Raw genomic sequence first — 13,433 nt, forward strand, 5'->3', positions numbered from 1 at the left:
TAAATTATGATGATTAAATCTTTTTTTAGAAAGCAGATTGTTTTGTTGGGGCTTTTATGTTCCGTGTCGGGCATTGGCTTTGCCCAAAATAAGGAGATTAATGTGTTGAAGGTCAAAAATGTTAAGGACCTGAAAGCATTTTTTAAGCATAGTGCCAATCATTTTCCCATTATAAGTGGGCATCGGGGCGGCATGACCAAAGGATTTCCGGAAAATTCAATGGAAACTTTTGCAAATACCTTAAAATACATGCCTTCATTTTTTGAGATCGACCCTCGTTTGACCAAAGACAGCGTAGCTGTTTTAATGCATGATGCCACATTGGATAGGACCACAAATGGTACTGGAAAATTAGCGGATTATACCTATGCAGAACTACAGAAACTGAGGTTAAGGGATCCGGAAGGCAATGTTACGGACTATAAGATACCAACCCTTAAGGAAGCTATTTTATGGAGCAAAGGTAAAACCGTAATGAATCTGGATAAAAAGGATGTGCCATTGGAAATGACGGCCCGTATCTTAAATGAATGCAATAATGAAGCGGTAATGCTTACCGTGCACAATGCTAAGCAGGCTAAGTTCTATCTCGAGCAAAATCCAAACTGGATGCTTTCCGTGCATATAAGAACTAAAAAAGCGTATGACGAATATGTGAAAGCAGGTATTCCATGGGAAAGTATCATTGCCTATATCGGACCAGAATATACGCCCGAAAATAAAGATTTGATGAAGTTGTTGCAGGAGAAAGGGGTAATGGTTATGATTTCTTCTGCGCCTACCTATGATAAATTGACCACAGCAGAAGAAAGGGCCAAAGCCTATGTAGAAATCTTTAAGGGAGGTGCAGATATTTTAGAATCCGATCTGCCGGTAGAAGTGGCCGAAGCCATAAAAGGCATTGTGCCCAAGAAAACCCCACAACATCAATATTTTGGGAAAGAAAAGCTTTAGCCTGAAAACCTTCGCCCTAAACCAAAGCTGATGAAGGAAACTTTTTTAATTCCAGAACGTAGACGCTGGTTAATTACCGCATTGATATTTTTTGCCATTGTATTTAACTACCTTGATTGGCAGATTGTGTATACTCTCAAGCCAATGCTCAAAAAGGAATTTCAGTTGGCAGAAGATGGCTATGCTTTCAACGCAGGTTCAACTGTGGGTAAGTTCATTAAACTAACAGATTCCTCTCCGATAAATAGGAGTGCGCCCTAAAGTTGGAATGACAAACTTTTAAGATTGCTTCGCAATGACGAAAGGATAAAGGCGGGTGGGAGTTAGGCAATAATCACTTTCACCCCTTTTTCTTCAATCTGTTGTACTACAATTTCGGGCACTTTATCGTCGGTAATCACATAGGAAACCTGTTCGAAAGTGCATACTTTCCCTAAGCCCCTTTTGTCGAACTTGGTGCTATCGGCCAATATCACAACGGTTTGCGCAGTTTCGATCATTTTTTGATCTAAGGCAGCCTCGGCCAAGTTGGTAATGGAAAAGCCAAAGTCGAGATCAATGCCGTCTACGCCTAGAAAAAGAATGCCACAGGAAATTTCTTCCAGAATTTTTTCGGCAAAATTGCCAGCTACCGATGAAGAATTGGACCTGATCATACCACCCAGTTGCAGTACTTCTATATTGTGTCGGTTGCTCAATTCCAAACCCACCTTTAAAGCCGGTGTGATCACGGTAATATGCTCTGCAGGATTTAAAAATCTGGCCACTTCGAAAACGGTAGAGCCAGAACCGATGGTGATCGAATCGGTGTTCTTGATCAGCTTTAGTGCAGCTTTCGCAATGCGTTGCTTTTCTTCGGCATTAATCAGCTCTTTTTCGTAAATGCTTCTTTCACTGGCATACGGATTTTTGATAGAACCACCACCTCTTGTCCTGAAAAGAAGGTTTTTGTCTTCCAACATCTTTAAATCTTTTCTGATGGTCACCCCAGAAACTTTCATTAAATCTATCAGTTCGATGATGCTTACTTTTCCATCCTCTTTTAACTTTTTAAGAATATATTCGTGCCTATCAGTAATATTTTTCATGCTAACCGAGCGATGTGGGTAAATAAGTATTAAACAATAATTTAGGTTACAAATCTAAATTAAAAAGGTGAGTTATTAAATATTAATTTGGGGCATAAAAAAAGCGTTCCGTAATAACGCAACGCTCCTGTTTGTATTAAACCTTAAAATTATTTCGCTTTTGCGTAGTCGGCCGAATTACGGTTTTCAATTTCTGTTTTTGCAGCTTTAAAGTTTTTAGTGTTTAAAGTGGCCAGCTCATTAGTGGAAATGGCATGCGTACCAGTGGTTCCATTAAGTTTCAATGACGATTCGTTAACTAATTTGGTGTATAGGCTTTCAGTTTTCGAGCTGATGTCTGCCTTTGCATTATCTTTCAGGATAATTTGTAAATACTGAAGATTTAGGGTGTTTTTGGTATTTACTACAGCATTACCTTCTATGTCTATTCTACTGATGTTGCCTACATAAAGTGTGATTTTTGCAGTTTCGCCACTTTTTTTGCTAGATACATAAATGGCATCATCGGTGCTGTATACCCTGGCTTTTGCCGTACCGTCGTTGGTGTATAATTTCTTGCTCTCTGCATCTTGTACAAGAGTTACTTCTACATTACCAGAAATAATCACTTTTTTAGCAGTTTGGTTTTCTTCATAAGTGCGGATGTTCAGGTTCGAGTTTGCCGAATTGTTGGCATAAACGGTTGATGAGGTAAGGGCTAAAGCTAAAATCCCGATAGCTAATAGCGAAGAAGTTCTTTGTTTCATAATTGATCTGTGTTTTATTGATGAGACGCAGGTCATGATAAAACGTTGCAAGGCTTATGATGAAAATCGACGAACAGGCTATGGATTTCGACGAACGGCTAAAGCATCTCTTCTAACAAAAAATAACTTTAGCCGTTATTCCGTCTATATTATCCAGTTTTCACAATCCTTTAAAAATATTTCATCTGCTTCTGCACCAATGCCAGGTGTATCTGGTACGTCTAAGAAGAAGCCGTGATAGGTTAAGCCGCCCACAACAGGATCTACCAAATGGCCCAATAGGCAGGTGTCGAGGTCAAAATAGACCACATTTGGACTGGCCAAAGCAAAGTGTAGGTTTGCCGTTAGGGCCAATCGGCTTTCCAACATACTTCCAATCATACATTTTACCCCGTTTTGTAGGGCAACCTCATGTATTTTCTGCGCTTCTAAAATTCCACCAGACTTGGCAAACTTAATGTTTAGGAAAGTGGTGGCCTGTGCATTGATCAATTTTCTGGCATCGTGATAGTTGTAGCAGCTTTCATCAGCCATCAACTGAATGGGAGAATTGAGGTTTAATTCAGGTAGCTGATCATCGAACCAGGTTCTCATGGGCTGTTCACAAAATTCGATGTTGTATTGTGCCAGCTCGGTCAGTGCAAAAAGCGCATCGTCAAAACTCCAGCCTTGGTTAGCATCCAGTCGTAGGGTTGTTTCATCGCCTACCGCTTTTCTAATGGTGGCTACCCGTTCAATATCTTCATGTACTTTTTTGCCCAATTTTATTTTAATGATTCTGCAGCCATTGTTTTTGTGTTCCAGCGCTTTTGCGGCCATATTTGTTGGCGTGTCAATACCTAGGGTCATATCAGTCTCTATGGTACGCTTGTGGCCGCCAAGAAATTGGTACAAGGGCTGGTTGGCATGTTTGGCCGCGATATCAAACAGTGCCATATCGAAAGCACTTTTAATGGTGGGGTTATGTGCGGCATAGCCCAATAGGTCATTCATGCGTGCTGGAATATCCAAAGGATCTTTGTCTTTTAAGATTTGTGCGAAATCTTTGGCCATGGCCAAGCAGGTTTCCTGGGTTTCGCCAACAATCATTGGAAATGCGGAACATTCTCCTGTGCCATGCAGACCAGTGTCGGTAAAAATCCTGACCAGTACATTCTGTGCAAAATGCATAGTGCCGGTGGCAATTACAAAAGGCTCCATAGGGATGCTAAAACGGTAGATCTCGGTGTGGGTAATTTTCATGTTGAGTTTTGATTTATAATTTAGGGTGCATTGCCTGCTAAATTAGGCTTGGGTTCAGTTCTTCTTTTTAGGTATAACGTAATGCATCGAGGTGATAAAATTACAGCAAATTTTTAAACATGCCAATCAAACCCAGTACCTTTACATTATGCAAGAACCCAATAGCCTTATCCATGCTTCCTCTCCCTACCTGTTGCAGCATGCCTATAACCCGGTACAGTGGTACGAATGGAATGAAACATCGCTTAAAAAAGCCAAAGATGAGAACAAGCTCCTGATCGTGAGCGTGGGTTATTCTGCCTGCCATTGGTGTCATGTAATGGAGCACGAAAGCTTCGAAAACCATGAGGTAGCCGAGGTCATGAATAAACATTTCGTCTGTATTAAGGTGGATAGGGAAGAACGTCCAGATATTGATCAGATTTATATGTTGGCCGTACAGTTGATGAATGGCAATGGAGGTTGGCCATTGAATGCCATCTGCTTGCCAGACCAACGGCCAATTTATGGGGGAACCTATTTTCGCAAGGCAGATTGGATCAATATTTTGTTGAATTTGGCAGGCTTATGGCAAAATGAACCTCAAAAAGCAATCAAGTACGCAGAACGATTGACAGAGGGTTTGCAGCAGGCAGAACTGGTTAGTGCGGGTGAAGACGAGGTGGTTTTTAAACAAGAGCAGCTAACAGAAATCATCGAACCTTGGAAACGTCATTTTGATATGATCCAAGGCGGTTACAATAGAGCGCCCAAGTTCCCTTTGCCAAATAACTGGACTTTCTTGTTGCGAAGCAGCTTTCTAAATGCAGATCAAAGCGTGATGATGGCGGTGACCAACACTTTGGAGGCCATGGCTATGGGGGGCATATACGACCAGATAGGAGGCGGTTTTGCCCGCTATTCGGTAGATGACAAGTGGCATGTGCCACATTTTGAAAAAATGTTATATGACAATGCCCAGCTCATTAGCCTATATGCAGAGGCCTATCAATGTTTAAGGTATGAGCCTTTTGCTGCAGTGGTTAGAGAAACCATCAGCTGGATAGACAGGGAAATGACTGCGCCAAATGGATTGTTTTATTCGGCTTTAGATGCAGATAGCGAGGGGGTGGAAGGAAAGTTTTATGTGTGGGGCAAAGCCGAATTTGATGAAGTGTTGGGAGAAAACCAGGCTTTATTGGCAGCTTATTTTAACGTTACGGTTGAGGGCAATTGGGAAGAAGAACACACCAACATCTTAAGGCGTACCCTTAATGATGATGATTTGATGGCAAAATATCGCCTCGGTGAAGCTGAATTTACTGCACTTGTTGAAACAGCCAAGGCCAAACTACTCAGGGAAAGAGGTAAAAGGGTAAGGCCAGGTTTAGATGATAAATGTTTAACCGCCTGGAATGCCATGATGATCAAGGCGCTGGCTGATGCTGCCCAGGTATTGGCAAATGATGAATATTACGAGAAAGCAAAAAAAGCGGCAAGCTTTATACTTAACCACCTAATGGATGAAGATGGCGGTCTCTTTAGGAACTATAAAAATGGAAAAGCAAGCATCAACGGATTTTTAGACGATTATGCTTTTTTAATAGAAGCCTTAATTGCTTTGTATGAAGTTGATTTCAATGAAGCTTGGTTAAATGAAGCCAAAGAGCTTACCGACTATGTACTGGCTAATTTCAGTGATGAAAATAATCTTATGTTCTTTTATACCTCAAATAAGAGCGAAGACCTGATTGCCCGCAAACATGAGGTAATGGACAATGTTATTCCAGCATCAAATTCGGTAATGGCCATTAATCTACAGCAACTTGGATTGTTCTTTGATCATGAACTGTATTTGGAAAAAGCATCAAAAATGCTGAAAGCAGTGCTGCCAAGAATAAAAGCATATGGTTCTGCCTATTCCAACTGGAGTATACAGCTATTGAATGAAGTATATGGGATTAATGAGATAGCCATTGCCGGAAAGGACTTTAGAACCGTTAAGAAAACATTTGATCAGCATTATATTCCCAATAAAATCACATTGGCGGGGGTAAAAAGCAAGCTCCCCTTGCTAAAGTATAAGGAGAGTGAACAAACGAAGATCTATGTTTGCCGAAATAAAACTTGTCAACTACCTGTAAATAGCGTTGATGAGGCTTTAAGACATATCAAATAGTTCTATAATAAGTAAGTTGGGTTGTTTGAGATTTGCTTCTGCATTTGTGAAGTGGGGTAGCCAGGCGGAAATTAAATCTCAAAATTAAACATGGTTTCGATATACCGGTAAGGTGCTTGATGATGACTTTTTTAATTAAAAATAAGCTTTGGCACTAATTAATAAGGTTAAATTTTTTTAGGGTCAATTTCGCTCTGTTACTAAACTTTGTATCCTTTTTATCAACAATCAAAGTGGTTTTTTGTTAAACTTAATAATAAGGGTACATTTGCCGAAATAAAACTTGCCAGCTGCCTGCTAAACACAGTTGATGAGGCGTAACATTTTATAAATTAAAAGCAAAAGAATGAATATTAGTTCTAACACGGTAGTTTCTCTAACTTATGAGCTTCACACTACCACTCCAGAAGGTCAGCAAGTTTTTGTTGAAAAAGCTAACGAAGAAAACCCACTAGTATTTTTATACGGTGTAGGCATGATGTTGCCTAAATTTGAAGAGCACTTACAAGGTTTAACCGTAGGTGATGAGTATAGTTTTGAACTTTCGCCAGCAGACGGATATGGAGAAATTGATGCAGCTGCCCATGTAGACCTGCCCATAAGCATGTTTAAGGAAGCTGGTGGTGAATTGCCAAACGTAGGCGATGTAATTCCATTGCAGGACAACCAAGGTAACCAGTTCCGTGCAGGTGTAACCGGTGTACATGAAGAATATGTATCAGTTGACTTGAACCACCCAATGGCAGGTAAAAACCTGATCTTTGCTGGTAAAATCTTAACGGTAAGAGAAGCAACTGCCGACGAGCTAAGTCATGGTCACGCACATGGTGCAGATGGCCATTCAGGACATTAATAAGCTTTAAGGCTTTTGTCATTCCTGGTTTACGAGGAATCTGAAAAATATGTAGATCTTTCGCTACGCTCTGGATGACAGTAGACAGCGCATAAAAAATCCCTAGCAAAACGCCTAGGGATTTTTTTATGTACTCATGTCGTCATTTCGAAGGAGGTACAACTGAGAAATCTGCAAGTAAAAAACTTCTATAGAACAGAATTAACTTAGTTGATTTTCAATTCTCACATGCGTTCCAAATGACGGTTTATATTTATTTCACCACCGTTCCATTCAGCAAAGTAATAGGTGAACTATCCATGGCGTTGGTGGTGCTTAACTTTAAAATGCCCTTTACCTTAATGGTCTGATAGGTGAATTTTATAGGTTCTGTTAATTGCACCTCGACCATAATGGGCACACCGTTTTTTCCGCAGTAAAAGCATTGGTTTATAGGTAGGGTAGACAACATGAATTTGGTCTGTTTCATGCCATCTTTAATGGGTACAATATAGCCTTCCAGTTCGAAGGGTTTTCCTGCACGTTTTTTAATGTCGTTGTTAAAAATGGCATACATTTCTGTATCATCCTTAGACATTTTAAATTCAACATCGCCTATAATGTCCCAATTAGCCGATATAATCTGGTCGCTGGGGTCATGTTGCGCCTTTGCAGAAAAGGTAAAGCCAATAAATAATAAAAATGCAAATCCGAGTTGTTTCATGGTGTTAGTTTTTTGCTAAAATCTTAGATATATTTGATCTGTAGGCCTGTACAGCAGGAATGATGGCGGCTATTATGCCAATCAATAAACCTGCAGCCAATAAATAAAATTCTTCCTTAATAAACAATATACCGTTTATTCTGGCCTGGCTACTTTCCTGGTAGCTGCCTATCCATTGTAAAATGCCATGGCCCAAAGCTATGCCTATAAACGTACCTATTAAAGTCAAAATTAAGCCTTCTAAAATAATAATGAAAAAGAGTTTACTTTTAGAGGCGCCCAATGTACGCATAATGGCCAAGTCGTAAGCTCTTTCTTTTAGGGAGTTGTAAAGATTTACAAATACGCTAACGGCCGCAATAAGCATAATCAATAGGGCAAACCATTGCAGGGTATCTACTCCTATCCCAATTAAAGAAAACAAACGGGTGCTTTCTTGTGCAGGACTTGCAGCCTGCATAGTGGTGGTTTGATTGACCATTTGAGGGAACATGGCTACGGCCATAGGCGAGCGGTATTGGATCAGGAGTGAAGTAAACTCTCTGTCTTTATCATGGTCTGTAGCATTATTGTTGTTCTGGTCAGGATGCTCTTCCCCCTCGTCGCCATGCATTTTCCATACACTGGAAATATTGGTCAAAATAAGGTTGTCCGTTACGTTGTGTTGCGGAGTTAAAATACCGACCACTTGATAAGCATGCTCCTTGTGTTCGTCTTTCATTTCGGTGAGGCCATGACCGCCCAAAAAAGTGTCTCCAACTTTCAGGTTTTGTGCTTTGGCTACGTTGGCGCCAATGGTGGCCTCTAGGTCGGCTTGCCAAAATCTTCCGCTTTGTATTTTTAGGCCATAAAGACTGATGTAATTGCTATCGGTACCTACAATACGCACGCCATTGTAATTATCGCCCAGGGCCAAAGGAACTGCCCGTTTTACAAAAGGGTTGCGCATTAAGGCCTTCGCCTCTTTCATCGGAATGTTTCCCGTTGGAAAATCGATGTAGTAAATGCTACTTAAAATTAACTGCAATGGACTTCCCTTTGCACCCACTACCAGGTCAATATCTTTTGAGTTTTTCTCCAGCTTGTCTTCAATTTGTGTAGAAGCCAATAGCAGAACAGTTAAAATGCCCGTTCCAAAGGCAATCAGTAAGATGTTGAGCGCTGCGTTTAATGGTTTGGACCAAAGGTTTTTCCAGCTAATGTTAAATGGGCTCATGTTAAATGGTAGGTAAGGGTAAATGCATCTTTCACTCTTTTATCGTGGGTAGCTACAACCAGGGTAGCCCGGTTAAGCTCCGATTGTTCTTTCAATAAGGCCAATACGGCTGCTGCATTTCCATCGTCAAGGCTCGATGTAGGCTCATCGGCAATGAGCAGGGCAGGTTTGTTGAGGACTGCCCTGGCAATGGTAACACGTTGTAGTTGTCCTTGGCTTAGCTCTTGAGGGTAGGCATTTTTCTTGGCCAGCATAGCCAGAGAATCGAGCACCTCTTCAATACGTTTTTTGCTTGTGGGCAAGCCTGCAAAACTTTGGGCCAATAATAGGTTTTCGGTAATGTTCAGGCTTTTGATCAGGTGTGGCTTTTGAAAAATAATGCCAATATGCTGCCCCCTAAATTCGTCTAGTTTTTTGGAGGAAAGTTGGTAAAGGCTGGTGCCGTTTATCTTTATATTGCCACCTGTGGGATTAAGTAAGCCGGTCAGAATGTGCAGTAAAGTAGTTTTTCCGCTGCCAGACTGTCCTAATAACAGCCATTGTTCCCCATTGTCAACCTGCCAATCGGCAAATTTTAGTACTTGTCCAGGGGCATATTGATGTGAAACAGATTGAATTGAGATCATGTGCCAATTGCGCTAGGCTACAAAAATAAGATAAGCACTTAAATAGCAACCTATCAATGTGTAAAGTATTTGCTACTGCTGAAAGAGCTGCGGTTAAAGCAAATGGAATTAGGACAGTATGGGGGGCGGTCGCTTTTTTGCGGATATCGGTGCCCTAGCTTCATTAAAGCATAATTTGATTTTGTTTGCTTGGTATTTGTTATATATTTACAATGTAGTTCCAGAACCGGAAATACATTTCGAAAAAGATAATTCTCTCAGTTTTTTGTTTTAACAAGAAGTTTATAATAGCATATAGTATGGAAGAAAGTTTAAATAACGAGCTAGATCATATATCACCACTGAATGAAAATATACCCGATGAAGAGGGCATACAACACTTAAACAATCCGGTAACGGATTTAAAGCCTATAGTGAAGCAATATCTAACCTCGGTTAAGGAGGTTAAGAAAGAAAATAATAAGTTCTATTTTTCTGATGGAAGCGCTAGGGTAGAAGTAAGGGTGGTTAGCGATGAAATTATTAGGGTGCGCTTAGCACCACATGGTGTTTTTTTGGATGATTTCTCCTATGCTGTACCACAGGTAGACCAAAAGGTTACCTTGTTCAGGTTGGAAGAAACAACAGACCATTATCTCATTTCTACCAATGTGGTTACTTGTAGGGTAAGTAAGGCCGATTTTCTGATCTCGTTTATAGATATCCACACGGGCTTGGTAAGCGGTAGTGATGCTTCTGCCATGCACTGGGAGGAGAATGTGGAATTTGGAGGATACTATGTATTTGCGACCAAACATTGTCAGCCAGAGGAGAATTTCTTTGGTTTGGGCGATAAGTCGGGCAATATGAACCTTAGGGGAAGGAAATTCCAAAATTGGAATACCGATGCCTATTCCTATGGTTGGGATCAAGATCCGCTATATAGGACCATTCCGTTCTATATGGGAATTAATGAAGGCGCCACTTACGGTATATTCTTCGATAATACTTTTAGATCTTATTTCGATTTTGGAAAAGAGGATAATGTAAAAACGAGCTTTTGGGCAGATGGCGGAGAATTACAGTACTATTATATGCATGGTCCACATATGATGGACGTCGTTAAGCGATACCAATCCCTAACTGGAACACACCAATTGCCCCCAAAATGGGCTATCGGTTATCATCAATGTCGATGGAGCTATTACCCGGAAAGTAAGGTGAGGGAAATAGCGGAAGGTTTCAGGTCTCGTGAAATTCCATGCGATGCCATTTATTTAGATATAGACTATATGGATGGATATCGTTGTTTCACCTGGAACAAGAAATATTTCCCCGATCCTAAGAAGATGATCAAGGATTTGGCCAATATAGGCATGAAAACCGTAGTCATGATAGATCCTGGAATTAAGGTAGACGATAATTATTGGGTGTTTAAGGAAGGGAAGGAAAACAATTATTTCTGTCGCCGAAGTGATGATTATTTTATGGAAGGCCATGTATGGCCAGGTCGTTGTCAGTTCCCAGATTTTACCAATCCCGAAGTGAGGGAATGGTGGGGAGGTTTGTATAAAGAATTGGTAGATTTAGGAGTGGCAGGTGTTTGGAACGATATGAATGAGCCTGCTGTTTTTGGTTCGGGTACTTTTCCAAATGATGTAAGGCATAATTACGATGGGCGTAGGGGTTCGCACCGCAAGGCCCATAATGTTTATGGGATGCAAATGGTACGTTCTACCTATGATGGCCTAAAGAAATTGCAACGTAACAAGCGGCCGTTTACCATTACCAGGGCAGGCTATTCGGGTATGCAGCGTTATGCCTGCGTTTGGACCGGAGATAATGTGGCCACTTGGGAACATTTGAAAATAGCCAATATCCAGTGCCAGCGAATGTCCATTTCTGGAGTGCCCTTCTGTGGTACCGATATAGGTGGTTTCAGTGGAGAACCAGATGGCGAATTGTTTACCCGTTGGATACAATTGGGTGTATTTTCACCGTTTATGCGTGCTCATTCTGCGGGCGATACCTCAGAGCGTGAGCCTTGGAGTTTTGGAGAACCGTTTACCAGTATCAACCGTAAGTTTATTGAATTAAGATATAAGCTAATGCCTTATATCTATTCTGTGTTCTGGGAGCATCACCGCTATGGATTTCCCATCCTCAGGCCTTTGGCCATGTTGGAACAGGAAAATATTGCCAATCACTTCCGTCAAGATGAATTTACATTTGGAGATAAGATCTTGGTCTGCCCTGTACTAGAGCAAGGTGCTACTTCAAGACGGATTTATTTGCCTAAAGGGAAATGGTACAACTTTTGGTCGCACGAACTGTTGAATGGAGAGGATGAATATGTGATCGATACCCCATTGGAAACCATGCCGCTTTTTGTTAGGGCAGGTTCCATTGTTCCAGAATATCCGGTGATGCAATATGTGGGCGAAAAACCAATTGATGAAGTATGGCTGAACGTTTATTATGCCGATTATGAAGTCAATTCCTTTATGTATGAAGATCATGGTGATACCTTTGCTTATGAGCAGGATATCTATCTGGAAAAGAAATTCAATGTAAAAGGAGATGGGCGTAGCCTGCATATCGAACAGTCTATCGAGGGACTATATACGCCAAATTATGAATTGTATGATTATAATGTAATAGGGTTGCCTTTTACCGTGGGTAAGATTTTTGTAGATGACAAAGAAATCTTTGATTTTAGCATTGACGAACAAAAATGCCTGAGATTTAAATCGAACAAAAACTTTATGCGCATTAACATCCTGAAAGCATAGTGATGAGAGGTGTATAACCAGGCGTGTTTGGGGCTGTTGTTTTGTAGAGAGGTTCTGGTCATGGTAAAGACTTATAGAAAGAATTTGCATGTATAATAAACTAAAGATCATTTATACTAATCATTTCAAATTGGTATTTGTTCTGAATTTAGGTTTGAGCTTATTCTTTCTCCATTTATTCTACCTGAAAGGCTTTGGTAAAGTTGGCCTATATAATATATTGACTGCATTTAAGCTGATGGGCTATGTCGTAACTTTACTGACAGAGAAGTTGCTTTTTGACCGTCGTAAATTTTACTATTATAATTTAGGTTTAGGTTATAGGAAGGTGTTAGGTATTTTTTTTGCCATTGATTTCGTGCTGTGTGCTGTGCTTTTAATGTTTTGTTGGCTATGTACGAGCTTTGTATAGACAGCGTAGATCATCGCTTTGGCAATGGGCATGTGCTTAGCCAGGTATATTTAAGGTGTGGTGCAGGGGAAATAGTAGGTGTTTTCGGAAGAAATGGTGGTGGCAAGTCTACCTTGTTGAAGGCTATTTTTGGCAGCATCAGTCCGCATAATAAGCACTTGAGAATTGATGGCAAAATAATTGAAAAAGGATATTTAAGTGGGGAAGTCGTTTATCTTCCGCAATCCTATTTTATTCCCCGTTATATGCGGGTGGTCACCTTGGTAGAACTTTATGTAAATAAATATAGAGCGCAATTGCTACAACAAGAGGTGGTTAGGGATAATTTGAACGAAAAGATCGGTCATCTGTCGGGAGGGAATAGAAGGCTTGTAGAAGCTTTATTGATGATATATAGCGACGCAAGGTATGTCTTGCTTGATGAGCCTTTCTCGCAGTTGTCGCCATTGATGATAGAGGAAATTAAGGCCAATATCTTATTCATGCTGCCCCATAAAGGTTTTGTAATTACAGATCACTATTATAGCCACATACTGCAATTTGCAAGCCGTATGGTATTGTTAAATAATGGAAGTAATTACCATATCGATACGGTAGACGATCTAAAGCGCTATGGTTACTTGCCCAACACAAGCGACTAAAATAATTGTTATCTTACTCAGGA

13 protein-coding genes are annotated in these 13,433 nt (G+C 40.6%); 7 read left to right on the forward strand and 6 right to left on the reverse strand.

Annotated features, from left to right (window positions below):
• Window positions 1–6: 6 nt before the first annotated feature.
• On the forward strand, window positions 7–954 hold the full coding sequence (locus tag JHD79_RS12155) for a glycerophosphodiester phosphodiesterase family protein (RefSeq protein WP_233164672.1): 948 nt from the start codon (window positions 7–9) through the stop codon (window positions 952–954).
• Window positions 955–984: 30 nt separating this feature from the next.
• The gene (locus tag JHD79_RS12160; protein ID WP_199119507.1) at window positions 985–1,215 is read left to right on the forward strand and encodes a hypothetical protein; all 231 of its coding nucleotides are present in this window, start codon (window positions 985–987) and stop codon (window positions 1,213–1,215) included.
• Window positions 1,216–1,277: 62 nt separating this feature from the next.
• On the opposite strand, the gene JHD79_RS12165 is transcribed toward JHD79_RS12160, so the two are convergent.
• The 3 genes from JHD79_RS12165 to JHD79_RS12175 form a co-directional block, all read right to left on the reverse strand.
• Window positions 1,278–2,042 (reverse strand): DeoR/GlpR family DNA-binding transcription regulator, encoded by a 765-nt coding sequence (locus tag JHD79_RS12165; RefSeq protein ID WP_199119508.1) that lies wholly within the window; start codon window positions 2,040–2,042, stop codon window positions 1,278–1,280.
• 149 nt (window positions 2,043–2,191) lie between these two features.
• A complete protein-coding gene (locus tag JHD79_RS12170) occupies window positions 2,192–2,788 on the reverse strand; it encodes a GIN domain-containing protein (RefSeq protein WP_199119509.1) in 597 nt (198 codons plus the stop codon).
• Between the two features lie 144 nt (window positions 2,789–2,932).
• The gene (locus JHD79_RS12175; RefSeq protein WP_199119510.1) at window positions 2,933–4,030 is read right to left on the reverse strand and encodes a mandelate racemase/muconate lactonizing enzyme family protein; all 1,098 of its coding nucleotides are present in this window, start codon (window positions 4,028–4,030) and stop codon (window positions 2,933–2,935) included.
• A gap of 148 nt (window positions 4,031–4,178) precedes the next feature.
• On the opposite strand from JHD79_RS12175, the gene JHD79_RS12180 reads away from it, so the two are divergent.
• Window positions 4,179–6,188 carry a thioredoxin domain-containing protein gene (locus JHD79_RS12180; RefSeq protein WP_199119511.1) on the forward strand — a complete coding sequence of 670 codons (2,010 nt, stop codon included), beginning with the start codon at window positions 4,179–4,181 and terminating at the stop codon, window positions 6,186–6,188.
• Window positions 6,189–6,534: 346 nt separating this feature from the next.
• The gene (locus tag JHD79_RS12185; RefSeq protein WP_199119512.1) at window positions 6,535–7,041 is read left to right on the forward strand and encodes a peptidylprolyl isomerase; all 507 of its coding nucleotides are present in this window, start codon (window positions 6,535–6,537) and stop codon (window positions 7,039–7,041) included.
• Between the two features lie 253 nt (window positions 7,042–7,294).
• Here JHD79_RS12185 and JHD79_RS12190 read toward each other — a convergent pair whose 3' ends face one another.
• From JHD79_RS12190 to JHD79_RS12200, 3 genes are read right to left on the reverse strand one after another with little or no spacing between them, the layout of a single operon-like run.
• Complete coding sequence (locus JHD79_RS12190) at window positions 7,295–7,744, reverse strand: hypothetical protein (RefSeq protein WP_199119513.1); 450 nt, start codon at window positions 7,742–7,744, stop codon at window positions 7,295–7,297.
• Window positions 7,745–7,748: 4 nt separating this feature from the next.
• Window positions 7,749–8,960: an FtsX-like permease family protein gene (locus JHD79_RS12195; RefSeq protein ID WP_199119514.1), complete on the reverse strand. Its 1,212-nt coding sequence runs from the start codon at window positions 8,958–8,960 to the stop codon at window positions 7,749–7,751.
• Window positions 8,957–9,586 (reverse strand): ABC transporter ATP-binding protein, encoded by a 630-nt coding sequence (locus JHD79_RS12200; RefSeq protein WP_199119515.1) that lies wholly within the window; start codon window positions 9,584–9,586, stop codon window positions 8,957–8,959. Before JHD79_RS12200 ends, JHD79_RS12195 begins: the two co-directional genes overlap by 4 nt.
• A 299-nt stretch (window positions 9,587–9,885) precedes the next feature.
• On the opposite strand from JHD79_RS12200, the gene JHD79_RS12205 reads away from it, so the two are divergent.
• The 3 genes from JHD79_RS12205 (at window position 9,886) to JHD79_RS12215 (ending at window position 13,410) form a co-directional block, all read left to right on the forward strand.
• On the forward strand, window positions 9,886–12,357 hold the full coding sequence (locus tag JHD79_RS12205) for a glycoside hydrolase family 31 protein (protein WP_199119516.1): 2,472 nt from the start codon (window positions 9,886–9,888) through the stop codon (window positions 12,355–12,357).
• An 88-nt stretch (window positions 12,358–12,445) separates the two neighbouring features.
• Window positions 12,446–12,769 carry a hypothetical protein gene (locus tag JHD79_RS12210; RefSeq protein WP_199119517.1) on the forward strand — a complete coding sequence of 108 codons (324 nt, stop codon included), beginning with the start codon at window positions 12,446–12,448 and terminating at the stop codon, window positions 12,767–12,769.
• Complete coding sequence (locus JHD79_RS12215) at window positions 12,751–13,410, forward strand: ATP-binding cassette domain-containing protein (protein WP_199119518.1); 660 nt, start codon at window positions 12,751–12,753, stop codon at window positions 13,408–13,410. Before JHD79_RS12210 ends, JHD79_RS12215 begins: the two co-directional genes overlap by 19 nt.
• Window positions 13,411–13,433: the final 23 nt, after the last annotated feature.

It is taken from the genome of Pedobacter sp. ASV28, assembly GCF_016428855.1.
In the GTDB taxonomy this organism is placed as follows: domain Bacteria; phylum Bacteroidota; class Bacteroidia; order Sphingobacteriales; family Sphingobacteriaceae; genus Pedobacter.